The sequence below is a fragment of the Streptomyces sp. NPDC050508 genome (genome assembly GCF_040655155.1).
GTDB lineage: Bacteria > Actinomycetota > Actinomycetes > Streptomycetales > Streptomycetaceae > Streptomyces.
On the sequence record NZ_JBFAJJ010000022.1, the window covers coordinates 1 to 25,468 of the forward strand.

A 25,468-nucleotide genomic window follows, 5' to 3' on the forward strand; every position below is an offset into this window, starting at 1 on the left:
GCGTTTGAGGACGAGGCCCCTTCAGGGCCGAAGCGGGGGTCTGGGGGCGGCAGCCCCCAGGGACGGGACGGGTAGGGGCGGCGGGGGCGAAAAACTCCCCTACAGGCCGTAGCGCTCCCGCGCCTCCTTCACCGCCGTCGCCTTCACTTCCCCACGCCGCGCCAGCTGCGCCAACGCCGCGACGACGATCGACTCCGCGTCGACGCCGAAGTAACGCCGAGCCGCGTCACGCGTGTCCGACAGACCGAATCCGTCCGCGCCCAGCGACGAGTAGTCCTGCTCGACCCACTGCGCGATCTGGTCGGGAACCTGCCGCATGTAGTCGGAGACCGCGAGCACCGGCCCCTCGGCACCATGCAGCGCCTGCCGGACATACGGCACCCGCTCCTCGCCCCGCAGCAGCGCCGCATCCGCGTCCAGCGCATCGCGCCGCAGCTCGGTCCAGGACGTGGCCGACCACACATCGGCCGCCACACCCCACTCCTCGGCAAGCAACTGCTGCGCCTTCAACGCCCAGTGGATCGCAGTACCGGAGCCCAACAGCTGAATACGAGCCGCGTTGGCAGTCGGCGAAAGCCCGGCAGATTCCGCCGTGTTGAAGCGGTACAGGCCCTTGACGATGCCCTCGTCGATACCGAGCCCGGCCGGCTTGGCGGGCTGCGGGATCGGCTCGTTGTAGACGGTGAGGTAGTAGAAGACGTTCGAGTCCTCACCCGGTGCCGCCTCGCCGTACATCCGGCGGATGCCGTCACGCACGATCGCCGCGACCTCGTACGCGAACGCCGGGTCGTACGACAGCGCCGCCGGGTTCGTCGCCGCGATCACCGGCGAGTGACCGTCCGCGTGCTGCAGACCCTCGCCCGTCAGCGTCGTACGGCCCGCCGTCGCACCGACCAGGAAGCCGCGGCCGAGCTGGTCGCCGAGCTGCCACATCTGATCGGCCGTGCGCTGCCAGCCGAACATCGAGTAGAAGATGTAGAAGGGGATCATCGCTTCGCCGTGCGTCGCGTACGACGTCGACGCGGCGATGAAGTCCGCCATGGAGCCCGCCTCGGTGATCCCCTCGTTGAGGATCTGGCCGTTCTTGGCTTCCTTGTAGTACATGAGCTGGTCGCGGTCGACGGGCTCGTACGTCTGGCCCTTGGGGGAGTAGATCCCGAGCGACGGGAACAGCGATTCCATGCCGAAGGTGCGTGCCTCGTCCGGCACGATCGGCACCCAGCGCTTGCCCGTCTCCTTGTCGCGGACCAGGTCCTTGACGAGCCGGACGAACGCCATCGTCGTAGCGACGTTCTGGCTGCCCGACCCCTTGTCGAAGGCCGCGAACGCCTTCTCCGAAGCGGAGGGCAGCGGAGCGAGCGCGTGCGTGCGGCGGGCCGGAGCCGGGCCGCCGAGGGCAGCGCGGCGCTCCTGGAGGTAGCGGACCTCGGGGGAGTCGGCGCCGGGGTGGCCGTAGGGCACGACCCCGTCGATGAAGTCGCTGTCCTTGATGGGGAGTTCGAGCAGGTCACGCATCTGCTTGAACTCGTCCGTCGACAGCTTCTTCATCTGGTGGTTGGCGTTCTTCGACGCGAAGCCCTCGCCGAGCGTGTGGCCCTTGACCGTCTGCGCCAGGATGACCGTCGGGCCGCCCTTGTGCTCTACGGCCGCCTTGTACGCGGCGTACACCTTGCTCGCCTCGTGGCCACCGCGCGAGAGGTGGAAACACTCAAGGATCTTGTCGTCGCTCAGCAGCTTCGCCAGCTCGACGAGCGCCGGGTCCTTGCCGAAGAAGTCCTCGCGGATGTAGGCGGCGCCCCGCGTCTGGTACGTCTGCACCTGGGCGTCCGGTACCTCGCGCAGGCGTCGTACGAGCGCGCCCGTGGTGTCGAGCTGGAACAGCTCGTCCCAGGCGTTGCCCCACAGCGACTTGATGACGTTCCAGCCGGCGCCGCGGAACTGGGCCTCCAGCTCCTGCACGATCTTGAAGTTCGCGCGGACCGGGCCGTCGAGGCGCTGGAGGTTGCAGTTGATGACGAAGGTGAGGTTGTCCAGACCCTCGCGGGAAGCGAGTGCGAGGGCGGCCGTCGACTCGGGCTCGTCCATCTCGCCGTCGCCGAGGAACGCCCAGACGTGCGACTCGGAGACGTCCTTGATGCCGCGCGCGGTGAGGTAGCGGTTGAAGCGCGCCTGGTAGATCGCCGACAGCGGGCCGAGGCCCATCGACACCGTCGGGAACTCCCAGAGCCAGGGCAGGCGGCGGGGGTGCGGGTACGACGGGAGGCCGTTGCCGCCCGCCTCCTGGCGGAAGTTGTCGAGGTGCGCCTCGGTGAGGCGGCCGTCGAGGAAGGCGCGGGCGTAGATGCCGGGGGAGGCGTGGCCCTGGATGTAGAGCTGGTCGCCGGAGCCGTCCGCCTCCTTGCCCTTGAAGAAGTGGTTGAAGCCGGTCTCGTACAGCCAGGCCGCGGACGCGAAGGTCGCGATGTGGCCGCCGACGCCGTGTTTCGCGCCGCGGGTCACCATCGCCGCCGCGTTCCAGCGGTTCCACGCGGTGATCCGGCGCTCCAGCGCCTCGTCGCCGGGCGCGGACGGCTCGGCGGCGGTCGGGATGGTGTTGACGTAGTCCGTCTCAAGCAGCTTGGGCAGCGCGAGGCCGTTGCCCTCCGCGCGCTCCAGCGTGCGGCGCATCAGGTACGCGGCGCGGTGCGGGCCCGCAGCCTTCGTGACGGCGTCCAGGGAGGCCTGCCATTCGGCGGTCTCCTCGGGGTCGCGGTCCGGGAGCTGGTCGAGCTCGCTCGGCTGGATGGCGTAGGGGTCGGTCATGTCGCCGCCTTCCTCAGTCGAAGGGGGGTTCCCTCGTCGGCAAGGGGTATCCGGGGGTGCCCTTGGTCTTTGGCAGGACAGGGCGGCGGGCTCTGTGGTGGGAGCCCGTCGGTGACTGTAACTCCCTGATCGATGATCGATCAAAGGTTCCCGGGCAAAATATCTTGATTACGAGAAAGTCGGCACGGCGTGCCTTTTGCGGGGGCACCGGGTGCCGTGATTTTCGCCGTTTTCCAGGGAGTTTCCGCAGGTGAGCATAGCTGCGCTCGGCTGCGTGCCCGACCGCGTCAAGGGCGCGGGGCGCACCCGAGAACGTGCGCCTTCACCAGCTCCGCGATCCGCGGATCCCGGCGCCGGAACGCGGCCACCAACTCCTCGTGCTCCTCCGCGTACGACTGCTGCACCGTCCCCAGCCAACGGATCGACAGCGCCGTGAACACCTCGATGCCGAGGCCCTCCCAGGTGTGCAGCAGCACCGAGTTGCCGGCGGCGCGGACCAGCTCGCGGTGGAAACCGACGGTGTGCCGGACCTGGCCCGTCCCGTCCGCGTTCCGGTCGGCCTCGTACAGCGCGGCGACATGCGGTTCGAGCGCCGAGCAGTCCTCGGCCAGCTTCCCGGCCGCCAGCTCCGCCGCGATGGCCTCAAGACCGGCTCGCACCGGGTAGCTCTCCTCCAGGTCGGCCGCGGTCAGGTTCCGGACGCGTACGCCCTTGTTCGGCGCCGACTCGATCAGCCGCAGCGACTCCAGCTCGCGCAGCGCCTCACGCACCGGCGTCTGGCTGACCTCCAGCTCGGTCGCGATCCGTCGCTCCACGATCCGCTCGCCCGGCTTCCAACGGCCGCTCACGATCCCCTCCACGATGTGCTCGCGGATCTGTTCGCGCAGCGAGTGGACGACGGGCGCGGTCATGAGAGCTCCTTAAGGGCGTTTGACGTTTAGACAATAAGGCCGCACACCCGCTCGGGCGGGGCGCAAGGGGGTGCTTTCCTGCAGGTGAGACGAGACTTACACGCTGGTGGGGCGGACGACGCGGTCGGCCTTCGGCACGTCGGGGGATGCGGTGAGCAGCGGAGTTCGGGGGTGCGGGGTCGGACTGGTGGCCGTGGCGGAGTCGGCCATGAGGGGCGACCGGGTCTCGGCCGACGTCCATCGCGGCGAACGGCCCGTCGGCCGCCGCACGGCGGCGGAACTCGGCCGGCGCTGCGGCCCCGGCGGCGCCCGCGTCTTCGTGAGACCGGACGGCGCCCAGGAGTTCGGCCGTGTCGGCAGGGGCTTCCACTTCCTCGGCACGGATGAGCGGGAGCACGGCGCCGTCACCGTGCTGCGCACACAGCCCGGCGGCGACATCGGCGCCCGGCACTCGACGGGATCGTACGCCGGGATGCTTGACCGCATGTCCCGGGCACGCACCCTCTACGAGCGACGTGGGCGCCGCCCGGGGCCGTGGTCCGGCAGGTGGAGCGCCGGGCCTTCCTCACCGGCGTCGCCCCGAGGGCCGGGGGACCCACCTCACAGGGCTGCCTGGACGCGACGTACGACCTGCTGCCCGGGTGGGAAACGCGCGGTGCCCCCGCCCGGAAAGCTCCGGAACGGGGGCACCGTACAAACAACGAACCAGCTGGCCGCTGACTACAGGCCGAGCTCGACCTCGAACTCGCCCGCCTCAAGGATCGCCTTGACGGCCGTCAGGTAACGGGCCGCGTCGGCGCCGTCGACCAGGCGGTGGTCGTAGGAGAGGGTCAGGTACGTCATGTCGCGGACGCCGATGACCGTGCCCTCCTCCGTCTCGATGACGGCCGGGCGCTTGACCGTGGCGCCGATGCCGAGGATCGCGACCTGGTTCGGCGGCACGATGATCGTGTCGAAGAGGGCGCCGCGCGAACCGGTGTTGGAGATGGTGAAGGTCGCGCCGGACAGCTCGTCCGGGGTGATCTTGTTCGCCCGGACCTTGCCCGCGAGCTCGGCGGTGGCCTTGGCGATACCGGCGATGTTCAGGTCGCCCGCGTGCTTGATGACCGGGGTCATCAGGCCCTTCTCGGAGTCCACCGCGATACCGACGCTCTCGGTGTCGAAGTAGGTGATCGTGCCCTCTTCGACGTTGATCCGGGCGTTGACGGCCGGGTGGGCCTTCAGCGCCTGGGCCGCCGCCTTGACGTAGAACGGCATCGGGGACAGCTTGACGCCCTCGCGCGCGGCGAAGGAGTCCTTGGCCTGGGCGCGCAGTCGCATCAGCCGCGTGACGTCGACCTCGACGACCGAGGACAGCTGCGCCTGCTCGTGCAGCGCCTTGACCATGTTGTCGCCGATGACCTTGCGGATGCGGGGCATCTTGACGGTCTGGCCGCGGAGCGGGGAGGCCTCCAGGACGGGGGCCTTCTTGGCAGCGGCGACCGGAGCAGCGGCGGCGGCGACGGGCGCCGGAGCGGCCGCGGCGGCCTTCGCGGCCTCGGCGGCGGCGATGACGTCCTGCTTGCGGATACGGCCGCCGACGCCGGTGCCCTTGACGGTGGACAGGTCCACGCCGTTCTCGGACGCGAGCTTGCGCACCAGCGGGGTGACGTAGGCGCCGTCGTCCGTGGCCTGCGCGGCGGCGGGCGCCGGAGCGGCCGGGGCGACCGGAGCCGGAGCCGCGACCGGCGCGGGGGCCGGGGCGGCGGGGGCGACCGGAGCTGCGGCGACCGGGGCGGGCGGTGCGACCGGAGCCGCGGGGGCCACCGGCGCGGGGGCCGGAGCCGGAGCGGCAGCGGGCGCAGGGGCGGCCGGAGCCGGGGCAGCCGCCGGAGCGGCACCCGGGGCGCCGACGACGGCGAGCTTGGCGCCGACCTCGGCGGTCTCGTCCTCGCCGACCAGGATCTCCAGCAGTACGCCGGCGACCGGCGACGGGATCTCGGTGTCGACCTTGTCCGTGGAGACCTCAAGGAGGGGCTCGTCCTCCGCGACCTCCTCGCCGACCTCCTTCAGCCAGCGGGTGACGGTGCCCTCGGTGACCGACTCGCCCAGTGCGGGCAGTACGACGTCGGTACCGGAGGCGCCGCCGGCCGGAGCGGCGGGAGCGGCAACGGGGGCCGCCGGGGCGGGAGCCGGAGCCGCGGGGGCCTCGGCGACCGGAGCCGGAGCGGCCACGGGAGCCGGCTCCGCGGCCGGAGCCGGGGCGGCGACAGGCGCGCCCGTACCGTCGTCGATCACGGCCAGCTCGGCGCCGACCTCGACGGTCTCGTCCTCGGCCACCTTGATGGAGGCCAGCACACCGGCGACCGGCGAGGGGATCTCGGTGTCGACCTTGTCGGTCGACACTTCGAGCAGCGGCTCGTCGGCCTCTACTCGCTCGCCCTCGGCCTTCAGCCAGCGGGTGACAGTGCCCTCGGTGACGCTTTCACCGAGCGCCGGAAGGGTTACGGAAACCGCCATGGTTTCGGTTGCTCCTTACGAATTGCGGAAGTCTGTGTCGTCGTCCGACCGAGGGGGTCAGTCGTGGGAGTGGAGAGGCTTGCCGGCCAGTGCCAGGTGGGCCTCGCCGAGCGCCTCGTTCTGCGTCGGGTGGGCGTGGATCAGCTGCGCGACCTCGGCGGGCAGCGCTTCCCAGTTGTAGATCAGCTGGGCTTCGCCGACCTGCTCGCCCATGCGGTCGCCGACCATGTGGACGCCGACCACGGCACCGTCCTTCACCTGGACGAGCTTGATCTCGCCCGAGGTGTTGAGGATCTTGCTCTTGCCGTTGCCCGCGAGGTTGTACTTCAGAGCGACGACCTTGTCCGCGCCGTAGATCTCCTTGGCCTTGGCCTCGGTGATGCCCACGGAGGCGACCTCGGGGTGGCAGTACGTCACCCGGGGGACACCGTCGTAGTCGATCGGAACGGTCTTCAGACCGGCCAGACGCTCCGCCACCAGGATGCCCTCGGCGAAGCCGACGTGCGCGAGCTGGAGCGTCGGGACCAGGTCACCGACGGCGGAGATGGTCGGGACGTTCGTCCGCATGTACTCGTCGACCAGGACATAGCCGCGGTCGATCGCGACGCCCTGCTCCTCGTAGCCGAGACCGGCGGAGACCGGGCCGCGGCCCACCGCGACCAGCAGGAGCTCGGCCTCGAACTCCTTGCCGTCGGCGAGGGTGACCTTGACGCCGCTCTCGGTGTACTCGGCCTTCGAGAAGAAGGTGCCCAGGTTGAACTTGATGCCGCGCTTGCGGAACGCGCGCTCAAGAAGCTTGGAGGAGTTCTCGTCCTCAAGGGGGGCGAGGTGCTTGAGGCCCTCGATGATCGTCACGTCGGCGCCGAAGGACTTCCACGCGGAGGCGAACTCCACGCCGATGACACCGCCGCCCAGGATGATCGCGGACTGCGGGACCCGGTCCAGGACGAGGGCGTGGTCCGAGGAGATGATGCGGTTGCCGTCGATCTCCAGGCCCGGCAGCGACTTCGGCACGGAGCCGGTCGCCAGCAGGACGTGGCGGCCCTGGATGCGCTGGCCGTTCACGTCGACGGAGGTGGGGGAGGAGAGGCGCCCCTCACCCTCGATGTAGTGCACCTTGCGGGATGCGATCAGACCCTGGAGACCCTTGTACAGGCCCGAGATCACGCCGTCCTTGTACTTGTGGACGGCCGGTACGTCGATGCCCTCGAAGGTGGCCTTGACACCGAACTGCTCGCTCTCGCGGGCCTGGTCGGCGATCTCGCCCGCGTGCAGCAGGGCCTTGGTGGGGATGCATCCTCGGTGCAGGCAGGTGCCGCCGACCTTGTCCTTCTCGATCAGGGCGACGTCCAGTCCCAGCTGGGCCCCGCGCAGCGCCGCGGCGTAACCGCCACTGCCACCGCCGAGGATCACTAGGTCGAAAACGGTGCTGGCGTCGTTCGCCACGTCACGTCCTCCATGCATGTGCGCCGTACGCCGGTCTTCAGTGACCGCGCGGCGGCTGGTGTCCGGCCGCTCTTTCTTCGGCCCTGTGGTGGGGGCCCTGTCCTGCCGAGCCCATCTTCGCACTTGTCGAGGCCCAACGAGACGCCGGGCCCGGGTGTGAGACGCCACACGCTCACTTGAGAGACGCTGAATTGGTGAGACACCTGGGTGCGACCCCTAGGGGCGCGGGGAACTGCGCGACCGGCCACAAACCGGCCCGCAGTCGCCCACGCACCCAAGGCATCGAGCTATGAGGCGCAGAACGTCAGCCCAGATCCCCAGCCGCAGTCAGCTCCGCAAGCCGCACGAGCGTCCGCACCGCAGACCCCGTCCCACCCTTGGGCGTATAACCGAACGGCCCGCCCTCGTTGAACGCCGGTCCAGCGATGTCGACGTGGGCCCAGGTGATCCCCTCGCCGACGAACTCGCGCAGGAACAGCCCGGCAACCAGCCCGCCCCCCATCCGCTCACCCATGTTCGCGATGTCGGCGGTGGGGGAGTCCATGCCCTTGCGCAGGTGCTCCGGCAACGGCATCGGCCAGGACGGCTCGCCGACCTCCTCGGCCGCGTCCACGATCGCCGCACGGAAGGCATCGTCGTTGGCCATCACGCCAAACGTACGGTTCCCGAGAGCCAAGACCATCGCCCCGGTCAGCGTCGCCACGTCCACGATCGCGTCCGGCTTCTCCGCCGACGCCGCCCACAGCGCGTCCGCGAGGACAAGGCGGCCCTCCGCGTCCGTGTTGAGGACCTCGACGGTCTTGCCGCTGTACATGCGCAGCACGTCACCGGGACGGGTCGCGGAACCGGACGGCATGTTCTCGGCGAGCGCCAGCCAGCCGGTCACGTTGACCTCAAGACCCAGACGGGCGGCGGAGACCACGGCCGCGAACACGGCGGCGGCACCGCTCATGTCGCACTTCATCGTCTCGTTGTGCCCGGCCGGCTTGAGCGAGATGCCGCCCGAGTCGTAGGTGATGCCCTTGCCGACGAAGGCCAGGTGCTTGGTCGCGGCAGCGTGCGTGTACGACAGCTTCACCAGGCGCGGACCGGCCGCGGAACCGGCGCCGACGCCGAGGATCCCGCCGTAGCCGCCCTTCTCCAGGGCCTTCACGTCGAGCACCTCGACCTTGATGCCGTGCTCCTTGGCCGCGGTCTGCGCGACGGCGGCGAAGGCCTCCGGGTCCAGGTCGTTCGGCGGGGTGTTGATCAGGTCGCGGGCGCGGTTCAGCTCCTCGGTGACCGCGAGAGCGCGCTCCACGGCCGCCTTGTAGTCCTTGTCGCGGGGCTTGCCGCCGAGCAGGGCGACCTCGGCGAGGGGGGCCTTGCCGCCCGCCTTCGCGTCCTTGCCGTTGCCCTTGTACGCGTCGAAGGAGTACGCGCCGAGCAGCGCGCCCTCGCCGATCGCGCCGGCGTCGGCGGCGTCCGTGAGGGGGAGCGCGAAGGCGGCCTTCTTGGCGCCGGTCAGGGAGCGGGCGGCGACGCCGGCGGCCCGGCGCAGCGCCTCGGCGTCGTACGCGTCGCCGTCCGCGGGCTCGGCACCGAGCCCCACCGCGAGCACGAGCGGAGCCTTGAAGCCGGCCGGTGCGGGCAGCTTCGTGATCTCGCCCTCGGCACCGGAGGCACCGAGGGTCTCCAGGACGCCGGCGAGCCTGCCGTCGTACGCCTTGTCCACGGCCTCGGCGCCCGGTGCGACGACCGGGCCCTTGCCGCCCTTGGCGACACCGATCACGATCGCGTCGGCCCGCAGGCCGGGCGCCGCGGCGGTGCTGAGAGTGAGAGCAGTCACAGTGGTGAATTCTCGCTTCCGAAGTGAAGTTCCTGTGGTCGAACGGGGTGGGTCGACCGGGCCCGACAGCCGACCCTAATTCCGACCTGCGGCGGCGGTGGGCATAGGGGGCTGGTGAGCGCCCGGGACGAGCCTACGCGCGTGTGCGTGATGGCTCATTCCCGCGGGGGTTCACCTGCCGGAAGCGGAGTGACCTCGACGACTCCGGCCACCCCGCGATCCGCAACCAACACCAGGAGCGGGTCCGGGTGTTGGCGCGCGGCATCGTCGAACGGCTGGCGCACGGCGCCGGTCCTGTTGAAACATGCTGGACGGCGACCCACCCAAGGGGCGCGGGGCTGTGACATGTGCGGCTCCGCCGCGCGGGCGCGACCAGCCACGACGATCCGGCACTCACCCACCCAGCGAAAGCACCACAAGCGCGACGGTGCCCGCAGTTTCCGCAAGCCCCCCGAACACGTCTCCCGTGACCCCACCGAACCGCCGCCGACAGTGCCGCAGAAGAATCTCGGCGACAACCAGCGCCACGACAACGGCAACAACCGCCCGCACCCTCCCATGCACCCCGAAAATCGCCCCGAGCGCCGCGGAGATCACCAAGTAGGACAAGGTCACAGCCACCGCGCCCCCCACCGGCACAACCCCGGCAACCGCCGCCCCCAGCCCCTCCGGCCGAGCCGCAGGCACTCCCGCACGAGCAGCCCAGGTCAACGCGAGCCGCGCGGCGATCGCCGAGACGATCGCCGCAGCCGCCCCCCGCGCCCACGACTCCCCGTAGAGCTGCGCCAGCACAGCCACCTGAGCCAGCAGAACGAAGACGAGGCTGAGCACCCCGAACGGCCCGATGTCCGACTGCTTCATGATCCGCAGCGCATCCTCGGCCGGCTTCCCGCTCCCGAGCCCGTCGGCGGTGTCCGCGAGCCCGTCCAGGTGCAGGCCGCGGGTGAGGACGGCGGGCACGGCGACCGTGCCGACGGCGGCGAGCAGCGTGCCCGCGCCCAGGAACAGCAGCAACAGCCCGAACCCCGCCGAGCACACACCGACGACCGTCCCGACGACCGGAGCGGCCATCATTCCGGCACGCGCGGCCTCCCGGTCCCAGCGGGTGACCCTGACCGGGAGAACCGTCAGGGTGCCGAACGCGAAGCGGAGGCTGCCGAGAGCCGGGGTCTTGGACACCGGCGCAGATTACCCGGCGGTCAGGAGGGCGCCCCCTGCGGCCGTAGCTAAAGTGCACATATGGGACATTGGCTGCACCGCAACATCGTCGAGCCGGGCAAACTCCCGCTCCTCCTCGCGCTCACCGCCTTCGTCCTGACCTTCCTCATCACCCGGGTCATCACCCGCCTGATCCGCGCCGGCAAGGGCCCCTTCGGCAACATCAAGGCGGGCGACGTGCACATCCACCACGTCGTCCCCGGCGTGGTCCTCAGCATCCTCGGCGGCTTCGGCGCCGTGGCCAGCACCCGCTACGGCGTCGGCTCGGCGCTCTTCGCGATCGTCTTCGGGATCGGCGCGGGCCTGGTGCTGGACGAGTTCGCGCTGATCCTCTACCTCGACGACGTGTACTGGACCGAGGCGGGCCGCAAGAGCGTCGAGGCGGTGGTGCTCACGGCGGCCCTGGTCGGCTTCGTCCTCGCCGGCTTCTCGCCCTTCGGCGTCAACGACCTCACCGCCGCCGAACTCCACGACCGCGCCGGAGTGATCGTCAGTGTCGGGGTCAACTTCCTCTTCTCGCTCATCGCCCTGAGCAAGGGCAAGGCCCGCACGGCGGTCTTCGGTGTCCTGGTCCCGCTGGTCGCCGTCGTCGGCGCGATCCGGCTGGCCCGCCCGGGTTCCCCCTGGGCCAAGCGCTTCTACCGCAAGCGCCGTCACCGGGCCCGAGCCCGCTCCACCCTCCGCGCCTACCACCACGACCGCCGCTGGGCGGGCCCGCGCCGAGCCGTCCAGGACTGGCTCGGCGGGAAACCGGACCCGGAGCCGGTACGGATTCCCGGTCGGCAGTGACGGTCCCCTGCCCCGCCTACCGCACGCGCAGCCGCCGGTGCCGTACCGCCGAAGTCAGGCACAGCAACCCCACCGCGATGATCGCCGCCAGATGCTCCTTGCCCGCGAGGTTGCCCTTCAGCATCACCTCGATCGCCATCGCCCCGGTCACCGCGAGCGCCGTCGCATACGCGCCGTAGCGCCACGCGACGAACACCGCGAGGCCGACCACCGCGGCCGAGGGGCCCGTGTCCACGACCAGCCGGTCCGAGCTGGGCAGCCCGAACGGGTTGTCGAAGCCGAGCCAGATGCCGAGGCGGGCGTACAGCGTGCCGGCGAGGGTCGCGGCGTACGCGATGACCAGCGTGCGCCACCGGCCGAGGCAGATCTCCGCGATGCCGAACACGAAGAGGATCTGGGCCAGGGCGCCCCACACCGGCAGGTCCAGCGCCGGCACGAAAAGAGACAGTGGTGTGCGAAGGAGCGCCAGCCACAGCGGGTCCTCGGCCCGTACCGCGCCCGTGTCCTGCACGAACTGGTAGCCCCACGACTGGTTCTGGACGAACTGGAGCACCGCGGTCAGCAGCACCGCCCCGATCGTCATCGGGATCGCCCGCCAGTGCCGCCGCTTCAGCAGCGGCTCGCGCACGGTGACGTAGAGCAGTCCCCATTCGGCGCGGGTCCAGCGGGCGAGGCGGTTCATCTGTGCGTCTCCAGGTGCTTGCGGTGCAGCCACTTAGGCAGTCCCGGTGCCTCCAGAAACCCTTCCGCGCGCGCCGCCGCGAGGCCGATGCGCAGCAGGTCCGCGCTCTTCTCGAAGAGCAGGAACCGAGGTTCCCAGATGGGCCGGTACTTGGCGTTGGCGCGGTACAACGACTCGATCTGCCACCAGCGCGAGAAGAAGCTGAGGAGTGACCTCCACAGCCGCAGCACCGGCCCGGCGCCGATCCGCGCCCCCCTTTCGAAGACCGAGCGGAACATGGCGAAGTTGAGCGAGACCTGGGTGATCCCGATCTCCTGGGCGCGGCGGAGGAGTTCGATCACCATGAACTCCATGAGCCCGTTGTCGGAGTCGCGGTCCCGGCGCATCAGGTCCAGGGACAACCCGTGCGGGCCCCACGGCACGAAGGACAGCACCGCTCTCAACTCACCGTCCCCGTCGGTGCATTCGAGCATCACGCACCGCCCGTCGTCCGGGTCCCCGAGCCGCCCGAGCGCCATGCTGAACCCGCGCTCCGTGGCCCCGTCCCGCCAGTCGTCGGCCCGCTTCAGCAGGTACGCCATCTCCTCGGCCGGAATGTCCTCGTGCCGGCGGATGCGCACGGTGTAACCGGCCCGCTTCACCCGGTTGTAGGCCTGCCGTACGGTCCGCATGGCACGCCCTTCGAGGGTGAACTCGGCCACCTCGACGAGGGCTTCGTCCCCGAGTTCGAGGGCGTCGAGCCCGTGCCGCGCGTAGACGGTCCCCGCCTCCTCGCTCGCGCCCATGACGGCCGGAATCCATCCGTGAACCCGCGCCTCCGCGAGCCACGGCTCGATCGCGCCGGGCCACGCCTCGGGGTCGCCGATCGGGTCGCCGGAGGCCAGCGACACCCCGCCCACGACCCGGTACGCGACGGCCGCCTTGCCGGTCGGCGACCACACCACGCTCTTCTCCCGGCGCAGCGCGAAGTACCCGAGCGAGTCCCGCTCGCCCTGCCGTTCGAGGAGCGCCCGCAGGTTCTTCTCGTCGTCCTCGGTGAGCGGGTCGACGGCACGCCGGGAGCGGAACGCGGCGTAGAACACGGCGAGGACCAGGACCGTACTGAGCACGTTGATGGTGACGTTGGCCCAGTTCGGGGTCCAGATGCCGGGGAAGCGATTCTCCGTGGCGGCGATGGACACCAGCCGGAACGAGCCGTAGTGCCAGCGCTCCAGGAACGTCGAACGGGACGCGTCGTGCGCCTGGTTGGTGACCGTCACCAGCAGCGCGGCCAGCAGCGAGGCGGCCAGGGTGCCGGCGACGGCGACGACGGCGGCCAGCCGGGGGTTGGACCGGTCGCCCTTGGCGTAGAACTCCCGCCGCCCCACCACCAGCGCGGCGACGAACGCGGCGGTCAGTCCCAGGGAGATCCAGTTCTGCGCGTACTGGCGGATCTCCTGGAACGACATGGCGAATCCGAACAGCAGCAGAAACAGCCCGCTGACCACCAGGTTCAGAATCCACGCGGCCCGCTTGCGGCGCCGCATGGTGATGGCGAGGAACGCCGTGAACACCCCGGACGCGAAACCGGCCGTCAGCAGGTACGGCGTGAAGAAGTTCTCCTGGTTGTGCCGTCGTACGTCCTGCCCCAGCGAAACCCACGCCGCGCTGAGGAAGTTGATGAACGCGACGGCCCGCAGATACCAGACGGCGAAGGCCGCGGCCCGCCGCGAGGCGCCTGAGCTATGACGTTCCTGAACGGGCCCGACCCGGACATCTCCCATGAAGGAGGATCATATGGGCGTTGTTGCGGCGAACAGCTCTTTTCCGTCGCCGCAACCCGTCCCCACCCGTTCCCGCCGACGTCACTCGGGCTTCTCGGCCTCTTCCGGCTCGACGGACTCCGTCGGCTCCCCGGGTTCGACAGAGGGCTCCTCGGTCGACTCCTCCGGCTTGAGCGGGAGTTCGGCCGCCAGCGCCGCCGCGGCCTGCACCAGCGGCAGCGCGAGCAGCGCGCCCGCGCCCTCCCCGACGGTCACGCCGTGGTCGAGCAGCGGCTCCAGGGCCATCCGGTCCAGCGCCTTCGCCTGCCCCGGCTCCCCGCTGTTCTGCCCGGCCAGCCACCAGTCCGGCGCCCGGAACGCGACCCGCTGACCCACCAGCGCACAGGCGGCGGCCACCACCCCGTCCAGGATCACCGGCAGCTTCCGTACGGCACTCTGCAGCAGGAACCCGGTCATCGCGGCGAGGTCGGCGCCGCCCACCGCCGCGAGGAGCTGCAACTGGTCCCCGAGCACCGGCCGGGCCCGCCGCAGCGCGTCCCGGATCGCCGCGCACTTGCGCATCCACGCCAGGTCGTCGATCGCGAGACCGCCCCGCCCGGTGACCACGGACGCGTCGGTCCCGCACAGCGCGGCGATCAGCACCGAGGCTGGTGTCGTACCGCCGACGCTCACATCGCCGAGGACCACCAGATCCGTACCGGAGTCGGCCTCCTCGTCGGCGACGGCGACACCGGCCAGGAATGCGGCCTCCGCCTCCTCCGGCGTCAGCGCGTCCTCGATGTCGATCCGCCCGCTGCCCCGCCGTACGCGGTGCTTCACGACCTCGTCGGGCAGCGAGTCCGGCTCGCAGTCCAGGCCCATGTCCACGATCCGCACCGGGACGCCGAGCCGCCGGGCCAGTACCGCGGCCGGGCTCGCGCCCTCCAGCACCGACCGCACCAACTGGTCGGCGGTGCCCGCCGGGCGCGCGGACACGCCGAGTTCGGCGATCCCGTGGTCGCCCGCGAACAACACCACACGCGGTCGTTCGACCGGCCGCACCGGAACGGCGCCCTGCGCCGCCGCCAACCACTCACCCAGGTCGTCGAGTCGGCCCAGCGACCCGGGCGGCACGATCTGACGTTCGCGCCGCGCCTCGGCGTCACGGCGCACACCGCCGTCGGGGCGCTCGATCAGATCGGTGAAGTCGTCGAGATTAAGCGAGCTCATTCGCCGAACAGTACCGGCAGCGATCGAACCTGACAGAGCCACATGGCCACCACGCGCCCCCGACGTCCTTGCCCTCAAGATCCGGATCCCGTACGTATCGTTTTGCACCGTATTGTCGTACGTCTCCGGGAGTCGCCCATGAACAGCCTGCGCACCCGCGTCAGCGCCCTCGACGAGCGACGCCGTCACCGGGCGGTGGCCCGCGCGGTCCTGAGGCTCCTCCCCGAACCGGAGAGCTGGCTGGACGTCGGCACGGGCGACGCCCGCTTCCCCGCGACGGCGAAGGAACTCTTCCCGTACACGTCCTTCGACGGCCTGGACCCCACCCCCCGAGCCGTCCGGGCCCGCGCGGCCGAACGCATCGAGGAGGCCTACGCCGGCCACCTCGCGGACCCCCACATCACCACCGCCCTCCAGGCCCGCTACGACGTCGTCACCCTCCTCCGCGACCGCTCACCCGCCCCCGACCCCGAAGCCGAACTCCGTGCCGCCCTCACGGTCCTGCGCCCCGGCGGCCTCCTCCTGATGGAAGGACGACCGGACGACCTGCGCGCCCAACTGGAGCCCCACGACTGCGAGTTCGTCACGGAAGCGCGCCGGGTCCCGGACCGCTTCCCGCCCCCGCGACGCCTGATCGCCCGCAGCAAACAACAGCCCTAGCCGCGCAAGGCCAGCGCCTGCCCGGCGACCACCAACAACACGTGCTCGCACTCACCGGCGACCGCCGCGTTCAACCGCCCCAGCTCGTCCCGGTACCGCCGCCCGGACGCGGTCGCCGGCACGATCCCCGAGCCCACCTCGTTGGACACGGCGACCAGGGTCCGCCGCGTGGCACGCACAGCAGCGGTCAACTCCCGTACACGCTCCCGGAGTTGCTTCTCCCCGCCGTCCCCCCACTCCGTGTCGTCCCAGGCCCCCACGGAGTCCATGGCGTCCGTCAGCCACAGCGACAGACAGTCGATGAGCAGCGGCGGCCCGTCCTGCGCCAGCAACGGCACCAGGTCGCACGTCTCCGCCGTACGCCACGACCCCGGCCGCCGCTCCCGGTGCGTGGAGACGCGGGCGGCCCACTCGGTGTCCCCGTTGCGCGAGCCGCCGGTCGCGACATACAGCACATCGGGAAACGCCTCCAGCCGCCGCTCGGCCTCCACGGACTTCCCCGACCGCGCCCCGCCCAGCACCAGCGTCCGCCGCGGCACATCGGGCACGTCCTCGTACACCCCCACGGTCAAGGTCGTCCCGTCCGGCACGGCCCGCGCCCCCACGGCAGCCAGCCGCCGCGCCAACTCGGCCCCCGGCGCCACATCGTGATCCAGATGTACGGCGATGACATCGGTCGCGGGCCCCATAGCCCCCACCGCCCGCAACTTCGCAAGAGCATCCGGCCGCCCCACGACATCGGCGAGCACCATGTCGTACGACGGGACAGCCCCCTCCTCAAGCCCGGCCGGCGCGCCCCCCGGCGGCAGATACAGCACCCGTTGCCCGTCCGGCCCGGTGACGGCGTACCCCGTACCGGGCGCGTCCATCGCCACCGCCCGCACCCGATGCCCCGTCAACAGCGCCAGCTCCCGCCCGTCCGGCACCCGCCCCGGCTGCGGCAGCCCCACCGGCACCTCCACCGCGGGCCCGTCATGCGGATGCGACAACAGCACCTGCCGCACACCGCCGAGCGAGTGCCCCGCCCGAGCCGCGGCAAAGGCGGCCCCGGGCGTCAGATCGAGCAACAACGTCCCGTCAACGAGCACGGCGGTAGCAGCCCGAGCATCCACGCCGAGCGAAACGGCACAGGCCGCACAGGGGCAGTCGAGGCGGGGGAGTCCAGCGGGGGCACCGGTGCCGAGCAGAGTGAGTTCCACGAACCGATTTTCACCGCTCACTGATGAACATGCCCATCCTGGACGCCCTTAGGGGCGCGGGGCTGTGACGTTTGCGGCTCCGCCGCGGGGCGCGCCCAGCCCCCACCGACCCGCACCCGACCGAATATCCGCAGCTCACCCCCCACTAACCCAGCGGAGCGAATAGGCTGCTCAGCAGAAGCCGGACCAAGATCCGGCTTCTGCTCTGCATGCGCTGAGACCTTGGAGGCGTACATGGCGGCATGGATCTGGCGGTTCGAGAAGTCCGACGGGACCGAGGTCGAACCCGCGGTCACGCCGGAGGAGTTCACCACACAGGGGGACGCCGAGTCCTGGCTCGGCGAGATCTGGAAGGACCTCGTCGCCGGCGGCGCGGACCAGGTGTTCCTCTTCGAGGACGGCACACAGATCTACGGTCCGATGAGCCTGCACGCCGAGGACGCGTAACCCGTCGTAGCTCAGAGCGAGGGGGGCGGCCGGAGAAACACCGGCCGCCCCCACCTCGTTCCCCGGAGGGCTACTGCTCGCCCAGCGTCACGTCGACCTTCTTGGACGCCCCGTTCCGCGTGTACGTCACCGTCGTCTTCTGCCCCGGCTTGTCGGCGGCGAGGGCCTCCGACAGTGAGGTGATCGTGGTGATGCCCGTGTCGCCGAGCTTGGTGACGATGTCGCCGGCCTCGATGCCGGCCTTGTCGGCGGCCCCGCCGCTCTTCACCGCGACCACGGCCACCCCGGCGGCCTGGTAACCGGCGTCGACGACCGTACGTCCGGTGATGCCGAGGGCCGCCCGCCCCGAGTCGGTGACCTTGCCGTCCTTGACGATCTGGTCGGCGACCGTCTTCACCATCGAGGAGGGAATCGCGAACCCGATCCCCGGCGCCGCGCTGCCCCCGAGGTCGGGATCGGTGGCGGCAAGGGTCGGGATACCGATGACCTGCCCGTCCAGATTCACCAGCGCGCCCCCGCTGTTGCCGGGGTTGATCGCGGCCGAGGTCTGCACCATGTTGGCGATCGTCGCGCCCGTACCGCCCCCGGTACTGCCCTCGCTGACGGTCCGTCCGGTCGCCGACACGATGCCCTGCGTCACGCTGGACGACAGTCCCAGCGGCGAGCCCATGGCGAGGACGATCTGCCCCACCTCGACCTTGGACGAGTCGGCGAACGTCGCTGCCTTCAGCCCGTCCGGCACCTTGTCCAGCTTGACGACGGCCAGGTCCTGCGCGGGATACGAGTAGACGAGCTTGGCGGTGAGCACGTCCTCGCTGTTCGCGGTGGTCACCTTGAAGGTCTTCTCGTTCCCGACGACGTGCGCGTTGGTGACGATGTGCCCCTGGTCGTCGTACACGACCCCCGATCCCAGATCATTGCTGGCCTGGATCTGCACGACCGACGGCAGGACCTCCTTGATCACCTTCTGGTAGTCGCTCTGCAGGTCGTCGCTCGACATCGGCACGGCGGCCTGCGCGGCCTGTGCGGTCGAGGTGTCCTTCTTCGACGCGGACCCGGAGTCGGAACATCCGGTGACCAGCGCGAGCGAACAGGCGAGACCGGCGAGAAGAGCGACCGGCCGCAGGGCACGGGTACGGGTATGGGTACGGGGAAAGTCCACACGCCGAGTGTCTCTTTGGGGTGAATGTCAGGCTTGTGCTGCTGACCCGAACGGGCCCCTAGGGGGAGGGGCGCGCGCTCAGCCCCGCACGCCGCACAGATGCAGCAGCGCGGCCACCGAGCGATACGGATCCGTCCGCCCGGCCCGCTCCTCGGCGGCCAGCAGCGACGCGACGTCCGCCGGGATCTCGGCACCTTCCGGAGCCGTGTCGGTGAAGACCCGCACGCCGTACCAGGACTGCAGCGGCGCCCCGATCCCCGCCAGCGTCGCCGTCAGGGTGCTCAGCCGGTCCGCCCGCACATCGAGGCCCAGCCGGTTGCGGTACGCCGTCGAGTCGAACGCGGTCGCCGTGGCCGCCCAGTCCCAGGACAGCCCGGGCCGCATCGCCAGCGCGTCGGCGTTCCGTACGAGCAGCGACAGCAGGCCGCCCGGCGCCAGCATCCGCGCCAGCCCCGCGAGCAGCGGGTCGGGCTCGGACACGTACATCAGGACGCCGTGACAGAGCACGACGTCGAAGCTGCCCGGCAGGAAGTGCACACCCGTGTCCCGGCCGTCGCCCTCGATGATGCGCACCCGCTCCCGGATGCCCTCGGGCTCACCCGACAGCGCCTCACGGGCCGCGGCGATCATCTTCGGCTCCTGTTCGAGCCCGGTCACCTGGTGCCCGGCCCGGGCCAGCCGCAGCGCCTGCGTGCCCTGGCCCATCCCGACGTCGAGCACCCGCAGCCGCTGCCCGACGGGATACCGGCCGACTATCTGCTCGTCGAGCTGCCGGGCCACCAGCTCCTGTCGTACGACATCCCGCAGGCCGCCCAGCTTGTCCAGCCAGGCATCCACCGCGCCGCCGGAGAAGGAGTCCGCGCTCAGGGCCGCTCTCCGCGCTTGACCAGCGGCTTCGGCAGCCGGAGTCGACGCATCTGTAGGGAACGCATCAGCGCGTAGGCCACCGCGCCCTTCGTGCTCTCGCCGGGGAAGCGCTCGGCGAGCTGCTTGCGCAGCCGGAACACGTTCCAGAACGAGTCGACCAGGATCAGGACGATCACCACGAGCCACAGCAGCAGCGCGATGTTCTGCAGCGCGGGCACCTGCACCACGCTGAGCACGAGGATCACCACGGCCAGCGGGAGGAAGAACTCGGCGACGTTGAAGCGCGCGTCCACGTAGTCGCGGGCGTACTTGCGGACCGGGCCTCGGTCGCGGGCGGGCAGATCCCGCTCGTTACCGCGGCCGGCCAGCGCCTGGCGCTGCTTGTCCATCTGGACCCGCCGCTCGTCGCGCTGACGCTTGGAGGCGTCCTTCCGCGTCATCGAAGTGTTGGCGACGCTGCGGCGCTGAGTCTGTGACTCACTGCGCTTGGGCGTGGGCCGACCCTTCGGGGCCTGAGGGTCTCGGGGCTGCGTGGAGTCGGTCAGCGACACCTTGTCGGTGGAGGCTGCCTTCTCTTCCTTGGAACGGCTTCGGAACACAAAACCCAAGGGTAAGGGGTGGAAGGGGTTGGACCCCAGTCCGGTGGGGAACGATCCGGCAACACCAGTCGTCTGTAGGGGACAGAGAAGGACGTCAGGGACGGGTTCTGCCAGGGGAGCACCTACTCCTTACGCCGGAGCAGAACCGGGGTCAGTCGTCCTTGGGGATGAGCGCATCCGTCCCCGAACAGTGCGGTAATGGATGCAGGGCCCGTACTGTGGGTTTTGTTGCAGTCGCTGGAGCTGGAGTCCGTCAGAAGGGGGCGCGCGAAGCCCATGAGCGGTGTCATGAAGCGTATGGGGATGATCTTCCGCGCGAAGGCGAACAAGGCCCTTGACCGGGCCGAGGACCCGCGCGAAACCCTCGATTACTCGTACCAGAAGCAGCTGGAGCTGCTTCAGAAGGTGCGCCGTGGTGTGGCCGACGTCGCCACGTCACGCAAGCGTCTGGAGCTCCAGCTCAACCAGCTGCAGTCGCAGTCCTCGAAGCTGGAGGACCAGGGCCGCAAGGCGCTCGCCCTCGGCCGTGAGGACCTGGCCCGCGAGGCGCTCTCGCGCCGCGCCGCGCTCCAGCAGCAGGTGACGGACCTGGAGACGCAGCACACCACTCTCCAGGGCGAGGAGGAGAAGCTCACCCTCGCGGCCCAGCGCCTCCAGGCCAAGGTGGACGCCTTCCGCACGAAGAAGGAGACCATCAAGGCCACGTACACCGCGGCCCAGGCACAGACCCGGATCGGCGAGGCGTTCAGCGGCATCTCCGAGGAGATGGGCGATGTCGGGCTTGCCATCCAGCGCGCCGAGGACAAGACCCAGCAGCTCCAGGCCCGCGCCGGCGCCATCGACGAACTGCTCGCCTCCGGTGCCCTCGACGACCCGACCGGCATGGCCAAGGACGACATCCAGGCCGAGCTGGAACGCCTGTCCGGTGGTACGGATGTAGAGCTGGAACTCCAGCGCATGAAGGCGGAGCTGGCCGGCGGTTCGTCCGCTCAGCAGCAGGCGATCGAGGGCGGCACCGACAAGGCGCAGCCCCAGCAGCCGCAGGACACTCCGCGCTTCGACAAGCAGTAGGCCCACGCCTGAGGAGGGCGACATGATCGTACGGATCATGGGGGAGGGGCAGGTGAGGCTGGCCGACGGCCACCTCACCGAGCTGAACAAGTTGGACGACGTACTCCTGACGGAGGTCCAGAACGGCGACGGCCCCGCCTTCCGCCAGACCCTCCAGGCACTCCTGGCAAAGGTCCGCGAACTGGGCGAGCCTCTGCCGGACGACTCCCTGGAGCCGTCCGAGCTGATCCTCCCGTCCCCGGACGCGACCCTGGAGGAGGTCCGGGACCTGTTGAGCGACGACGGCTTGATCCCGGGCTGAGAGCTTTTTCGCGGTTTCCTTTTCAGCGCCGGTCAATTCTCAGCCCGTCCGGCGTTTGAGGACGAGGCCCGTTCAGGGCCGAAGCGGGGGTCTGGGGGCGGCAGCCCCCAGCTACGCCCACCACAACACCCCGAACAGGCACAGGGAACGTACAGCTGACCCCCGTTCCGCCCCCGGCAGGGACGCCGTACCGTTGCGAGAATGAGTGCTCTCGACCGAGCCCGCTGCCAAGCGAAGGCGCACCCCTCCGCGCTGGACGCGGCCCTCGCCGCCGCGGTGCTCGTGTGCATGGTCGCCGGGTCGTTCGTGGACCCGCACGGAGGGCACGGCGTCAGCTGGGGCATCCGCACCCCGGACCCCCTCAGCCTGATCCTGATGGCGGTCGGCGCCGCCGCGCTCGTCTTCCGCCGTCGCGCCCCCATGATGGTCCTCGCCGTCACCGGCACCGCCTCCCTCGTCGAGAGCGTCACCAGTGACCCGCGCGCCCCGGTCGCGATGTGTGCCGTGGTCGCCCTGTTCACCGTCGCCGTCACCACCGACCGCTCGACGACCTGGCGCGTGGGCCTGCTCACGATGATCGTGCTGACCGGCGCCGCGATGCTCGGCGGCCCCCTCCCGTGGTACGCCCAGGAGAACCTCGGCATCTTCGCCTGGACCGGCATGGCCGCCGCGGCCGGTGACGCCGTACGGAGCCGCAAGGAGTTCGTGCACGCCATCCGCGAGCGCGCCGAACGGGCCGAGCGCACCCGCGAGGAGGAGGCCCGCCGCCGGGTCGCCGAGGAGCGCCTGCGCATCGCCCGCGACCTGCACGACGTCGTCGCCCACCACATCGCCCTGGTCAACGTGCAGGCGGGAGTCGCCGCCCACGTCATGGACAAGCGGCCCGACCAGGCCAAGGAAGCCCTCGCGCATGTACGCGAGGCCAGCCGCTCCGCGCTCAACGAACTCCGCGCCACCGTCGGCCTGTTGCGCCAGTCCGGCGACCCCGAGGCCCCCACCGAACCGGCCCCCGGCCTCGAACGCCTCGAAGAACTCGCCGGCACCTTCCGCAACGCGGGCCTGCACGTCGAGGTGGCCCGAGCCGACAACGGCACGACGCTCCCCGCCGCCGTGGACCTGGCCGCCTACCGCGTCATCCAGGAAGCCCTCACCAACGTCCAGAAGCACGCCGGTACGGAGGCGAAGGCCGAGGTGAGCGTCGTACGTGTGGGACCGAACGTGGAGGTCACCGTCCTCGACAACGGCTCCGGCGAGGACCAGGACCCCGACTCCGGCGGCGGCCACGGCCTGCTCGGCATGCGCGAGCGCGTCACCGCCCTGCGCGGCACCCTCACCACCGGTCCCCGGTACGGAGGCGGCTTCCGCGTCCATGCGATCCTGCCGGTCAAGACCCGCCCACGCGCCACGGGGGAGCCCGTATGACGACGATCCGTGTCCTGCTCGCCGACGACCAGGCCCTGCTGCGCAGCGCCTTCCGCGTACTCGTCGACTCCGAGCCCGACATGGAGGTCGTAGGAGAGGCCTCGGACGGCGCGCAGGCTGTACGGCTGGCGAAGGAGGAGCGGGCCGACGTCGTGCTGATGGACATCCGGATGCCCGGCACGGACGGCCTCGCCGCCACCCGCATGATCAGCGCCGACCCGTCCCTCGCCCACGTCCGCGTGGTCATACTGACGACCTTCGAGGTCGACGACTACGTGGTCCAGTCCCTGCGCGCGGGCGCGTCCGGCTTCCTGGGCAAGGGCTCGGAGCCGGAGGAACTCCTCAGCGCGATCAGGGTCGCGGCGGCCGGAGAGGCACTCCTGTCCCCGGTCGCGACCAAGGGCCTGATCGCCCGCTTCCTCGCCCAGGGCGACCTGGACGACGACCGCGACCCCGCCCGCGCCGAACGCCTCGAAGCCCTCACCGTGCGCGAGCGCGAGGTCCTCGTCCAGGTCGCCGGCGGCCTCTCGAACGACGAGATCGCCGAACGCCTGGAGGTCAGCCCCCTGACGGTGAAGACCCACGTCAACCGCGCCATGTCCAAACTCGGCGCCCGCGACCGGGCCCAACTCGTCGTCATCGCCTACGAGTCGGGCCTGGTCCGGCCGCGAGTGGAATAACCCGGCAGGCCTACGGCAGCGCCAGCATCCGCTCCAGCGCCAGCTTGGCGAACGCCTCCGTCTCCTTGTCCACCTCGATGCGGTTGACCAGGTTGCCCTCGGCGAGGGACTCCAGGGTCCAGACCAGGTGGGGGAGGTCGATGCGGTTCATCGTCGAGCAGAAGCAGACAGTCTTGTCGAGGAAGACGATCTCCTTGCCCTCGGGCGCGAAACGGTTCGCGAGGCGTCGTACGAGATTCAGCTCGGTGCCGATGGCCCACTTGGAACCGGCCGGGGCTGCCTCAAGTGCCTTGATGATGTACTCCGTCGACCCGACGTAGTCCGCCGCGGACACGACCTCGTGCTTGCACTCGGGGTGGACGAGGACGTTGACACCCGGGATCCGGGCCCGCACGTCCTCCACCGACTCCAGCGAGAAGCGGCCGTGCACCGAGCAGTGGCCGCGCCACAGGATCATCTTCGCGGCCCTCAACTGCTCAACGCTGAGGCCCCCGTTGGGCTTGTGCGGGTTGTAGAGGACGCAGTCGTCGAGGCTCAGGCCGAGGTCGCGGACCGCGGTGTTGCGGCCCAGGTGCTGGTCGGGCAGGAACAGGACCTTCTCGCCCTGCTCGAAGGCCCACTCAAGGGCCCGCTCGGCGTTCGACGAGGTGCAGATCGTGCCGCCGTGCTTGCCCGTGAACGCCTTGATGTCGGCGGACGAGTTCATGTACGAGACGGGCACGACCTGCTCGGCTATGCCGGCCTCGGTCAGCACGTCCCAGCACTCGGCGACCTGCTCGGCGGTGGCCATGTCCGCCATCGAGCAGCCGGCGGCGAGGTCGGGCAGGACGACCTTCTGGTCGTCGCCGGTCAGGATGTCCGCGGACTCCGCCATGAAGTGCACACCGCAGAACACGATGTACTCGGCCTCCGGGCGCGCGGCCGCGTCCCGAGCCAGCTTGAAGGAGTCGCCCGTGACGTCGGCGAACTGGATGACCTCGTCGCGCTGGTAGTGGTGGCCGAGCACGAAGACCTTGTCGCCGAGCTTCTCCTTGGCCGCGCGGGCCCGCTCGACCAGGTCCGGGTCGGACGGCGAGGGCAGGTCACCGGGACACTCGACGCCGCGCTCGCTCTTCGGGTCGGCCTCACGGCCGAGGAGGAGCAGGGCGAGGGGCGTCGGCTGTACGTCGAGCTCCTGGGTCTGGGCGGTGGTCACGACACGCACCCTTTCTGTTCTGCGGGCTGGGCTGTCCCGATGGGAAGACAGCCCTTTTCGTCGAATTGACGCTATCTATCATAACTGCTTCACGTCAGTTTGACGATGCCCATAGCGTCGATGTGACATCAATCCCGGTACGCACCCGCGTACGCACCCGGCGGGGGGCCTTGCGGGCGTGTGCGAGCATGGAGAGAGGGGTCAAGGGAAAGACACCGGGCACGGTCCGGAATGAATCCCCGGCCCCGACGGTTGAACTCGTCGGCAAGCAGTGTCCGTACAACCCGGGAGAGATGTAGATGTCCGTATCGGACGAGACCAGCACCGTCACCGACGGCATCATCCTGTCCGACGCCGCCGCGGCGAAGGTCAAGGCCCTGCTCGACCAGGAAGGCCGTGAGGATTTGGCCCTGCGCGTCGCCGTCCAGCCCGGCGGCTGCTCCGGCCTCCGCTACCAGCTCTTCTTCGACGAGCGTTCCCTCGACGGCGATGTCGTCAAGGACTTCGGCGGTGTCAAGGTCGTCACCGACCGTATGAGCGCTCCGTACCTGGGCGGCGCCTCCATCGACTTCGTCGACACCATCGAGAAGCAGGGCTTCACGATCGACAACCCGAACGCGACGGGCTCCTGCGCCTGCGGCGACTCGTTCAGCTAATCACTGAACCCCGTACGAAACGCAGTACGAAGGCGGCGGCCCCCTCCGACAGGGCCGCCGCC

The 25,468-nt window shown here is 70.5% G+C and carries 22 protein-coding genes; 8 read left to right on the forward strand and 14 right to left on the reverse strand.

Annotated features, from left to right (window positions below):
• Nucleotides 1-99 precede the first annotated feature (99 nt).
• From aceE to AB0I69_RS41220, 6 genes are all read right to left on the reverse strand, one after another.
• On the reverse strand, nt 100-2,802 hold the full coding sequence (gene aceE / locus AB0I69_RS41195; RefSeq protein ID WP_363100922.1) for a pyruvate dehydrogenase (acetyl-transferring), homodimeric type: 2,703 nt from the start codon (nt 2,800-2,802) through the stop codon (nt 100-102).
• Between the two features lie 287 nt (nt 2,803-3,089).
• A complete protein-coding gene (locus tag AB0I69_RS41200) occupies nt 3,090-3,713 on the reverse strand; it encodes a GntR family transcriptional regulator (RefSeq protein ID WP_363100923.1) in 624 nt (207 codons plus the stop codon).
• 720 nt (nt 3,714-4,433) lie between these two features.
• On the reverse strand, nt 4,434-6,212 hold the full coding sequence (gene sucB / locus AB0I69_RS41205) for a 2-oxoglutarate dehydrogenase, E2 component, dihydrolipoamide succinyltransferase (RefSeq protein ID WP_363100924.1): 1,779 nt from the start codon (nt 6,210-6,212) through the stop codon (nt 4,434-4,436).
• A gap of 57 nt (nt 6,213-6,269) precedes the next feature.
• The gene (gene lpdA / locus AB0I69_RS41210; RefSeq protein ID WP_363100925.1) at nt 6,270-7,658 is read right to left on the reverse strand and encodes a dihydrolipoyl dehydrogenase; all 1,389 of its coding nucleotides are present in this window, start codon (nt 7,656-7,658) and stop codon (nt 6,270-6,272) included.
• A 304-nt stretch (nt 7,659-7,962) separates the two neighbouring features.
• A complete protein-coding gene (locus tag AB0I69_RS41215; protein ID WP_363100926.1) occupies nt 7,963-9,486 on the reverse strand; it encodes a leucyl aminopeptidase in 1,524 nt (507 codons plus the stop codon).
• Nucleotides 9,487-9,879: 393 nt separating this feature from the next.
• Nucleotides 9,880-10,665, reverse strand: a complete 786-nt coding sequence (locus tag AB0I69_RS41220) for an adenosylcobinamide-GDP ribazoletransferase (RefSeq protein WP_363100927.1) — start codon at nt 10,663-10,665, stop codon at nt 9,880-9,882.
• Between the two features lie 60 nt (nt 10,666-10,725).
• Between AB0I69_RS41220 and AB0I69_RS41225 the strand changes: the two genes are divergently transcribed.
• A complete protein-coding gene (locus tag AB0I69_RS41225; RefSeq protein WP_363100928.1) occupies nt 10,726-11,493 on the forward strand; it encodes a hypothetical protein in 768 nt (255 codons plus the stop codon).
• Between the two features lie 16 nt (nt 11,494-11,509).
• On the opposite strand, the gene AB0I69_RS41230 is transcribed toward AB0I69_RS41225, so the two are convergent.
• The 3 genes from AB0I69_RS41230 to cobT form a co-directional block, all read right to left on the reverse strand.
• Nucleotides 11,510-12,175 (reverse strand): hypothetical protein, encoded by a 666-nt coding sequence (locus tag AB0I69_RS41230; protein ID WP_363100929.1) that lies wholly within the window; start codon nt 12,173-12,175, stop codon nt 11,510-11,512.
• Nucleotides 12,172-13,938: a phosphatidylglycerol lysyltransferase domain-containing protein gene (locus AB0I69_RS41235; protein WP_363100930.1), complete on the reverse strand. Its 1,767-nt coding sequence runs from the start codon at nt 13,936-13,938 to the stop codon at nt 12,172-12,174. Before AB0I69_RS41235 ends, AB0I69_RS41230 begins: the two co-directional genes overlap by 4 nt.
• Nucleotides 13,939-14,019: 81 nt before the next feature.
• Nucleotides 14,020-15,147: a nicotinate-nucleotide--dimethylbenzimidazole phosphoribosyltransferase gene (gene cobT, locus AB0I69_RS41240; protein ID WP_363100931.1), complete on the reverse strand. Its 1,128-nt coding sequence runs from the start codon at nt 15,145-15,147 to the stop codon at nt 14,020-14,022.
• A gap of 138 nt (nt 15,148-15,285) precedes the next feature.
• Between cobT and AB0I69_RS41245 the strand changes: the two genes are divergently transcribed.
• Entirely contained in the window at nt 15,286-15,807 is a 522-nt protein-coding gene (locus AB0I69_RS41245) for a methyltransferase domain-containing protein (RefSeq protein ID WP_363100932.1), read from the forward strand.
• Here AB0I69_RS41245 and AB0I69_RS41250 read toward each other — a convergent pair.
• Nucleotides 15,804-17,006 (reverse strand): bifunctional adenosylcobinamide kinase/adenosylcobinamide-phosphate guanylyltransferase, encoded by a 1,203-nt coding sequence (locus tag AB0I69_RS41250; protein ID WP_363100933.1) that lies wholly within the window; start codon nt 17,004-17,006, stop codon nt 15,804-15,806. The genes AB0I69_RS41245 and AB0I69_RS41250 overlap by 4 nt on opposite strands.
• Nucleotides 17,007-17,240: 234 nt before the next feature.
• Here AB0I69_RS41250 and AB0I69_RS41255 point away from each other — a divergent pair, with 234 nt between their 5' ends.
• Complete coding sequence (locus AB0I69_RS41255) at nt 17,241-17,453, forward strand: hypothetical protein (RefSeq protein ID WP_363100934.1); 213 nt, start codon at nt 17,241-17,243, stop codon at nt 17,451-17,453.
• Nucleotides 17,454-17,523: 70 nt separating this feature from the next.
• Here AB0I69_RS41255 and AB0I69_RS41260 read toward each other — a convergent pair whose 3' ends face one another.
• The 3 genes from AB0I69_RS41260 to AB0I69_RS41270 form a co-directional block, all read right to left on the reverse strand.
• A complete protein-coding gene (locus AB0I69_RS41260; protein WP_363100935.1) occupies nt 17,524-18,615 on the reverse strand; it encodes a trypsin-like peptidase domain-containing protein in 1,092 nt (363 codons plus the stop codon).
• Between the two features lie 78 nt (nt 18,616-18,693).
• A complete protein-coding gene (locus tag AB0I69_RS41265) occupies nt 18,694-19,395 on the reverse strand; it encodes a methyltransferase domain-containing protein (RefSeq protein WP_363101025.1) in 702 nt (233 codons plus the stop codon).
• An 83-nt stretch (nt 19,396-19,478) separates the two neighbouring features.
• Nucleotides 19,479-20,120 carry a DUF3043 domain-containing protein gene (locus AB0I69_RS41270; protein WP_363101026.1) on the reverse strand — a complete coding sequence of 214 codons (642 nt, stop codon included), beginning with the start codon at nt 20,118-20,120 and terminating at the stop codon, nt 19,479-19,481.
• 237 nt (nt 20,121-20,357) lie between these two features.
• Between AB0I69_RS41270 and AB0I69_RS41275 the strand changes: the two genes are divergently transcribed.
• The 4 genes from AB0I69_RS41275 (at nt 20,358) to AB0I69_RS41290 (ending at nt 23,555) form a co-directional block, all read left to right on the forward strand.
• The gene (locus tag AB0I69_RS41275; RefSeq protein ID WP_363100936.1) at nt 20,358-21,152 is read left to right on the forward strand and encodes a PspA/IM30 family protein; all 795 of its coding nucleotides are present in this window, start codon (nt 20,358-20,360) and stop codon (nt 21,150-21,152) included.
• 22 nt (nt 21,153-21,174) lie between these two features.
• On the forward strand, nt 21,175-21,453 hold the full coding sequence (locus AB0I69_RS41280; RefSeq protein WP_363100937.1) for a hypothetical protein: 279 nt from the start codon (nt 21,175-21,177) through the stop codon (nt 21,451-21,453).
• 201 nt (nt 21,454-21,654) lie between these two features.
• Entirely contained in the window at nt 21,655-22,875 is a 1,221-nt protein-coding gene (locus AB0I69_RS41285; protein ID WP_363100938.1) for a sensor histidine kinase, read from the forward strand.
• Nucleotides 22,872-23,555 (forward strand): response regulator transcription factor, encoded by a 684-nt coding sequence (locus AB0I69_RS41290; RefSeq protein WP_033284156.1) that lies wholly within the window; start codon nt 22,872-22,874, stop codon nt 23,553-23,555. Before AB0I69_RS41285 ends, AB0I69_RS41290 begins: the two co-directional genes overlap by 4 nt.
• A gap of 10 nt (nt 23,556-23,565) precedes the next feature.
• Here AB0I69_RS41290 and nadA read toward each other — a convergent pair whose 3' ends face one another.
• Nucleotides 23,566-24,750 (reverse strand): quinolinate synthase NadA, encoded by a 1,185-nt coding sequence (gene nadA, locus AB0I69_RS41295; protein ID WP_363100939.1) that lies wholly within the window; start codon nt 24,748-24,750, stop codon nt 23,566-23,568.
• A gap of 299 nt (nt 24,751-25,049) precedes the next feature.
• On the opposite strand from nadA, the gene AB0I69_RS41300 reads away from it, so the two are divergent.
• Complete coding sequence (locus AB0I69_RS41300; protein ID WP_093827773.1) at nt 25,050-25,406, forward strand: iron-sulfur cluster assembly accessory protein; 357 nt, start codon at nt 25,050-25,052, stop codon at nt 25,404-25,406.
• The last annotated feature ends 62 nt before the right edge of the window (nt 25,407-25,468 follow it).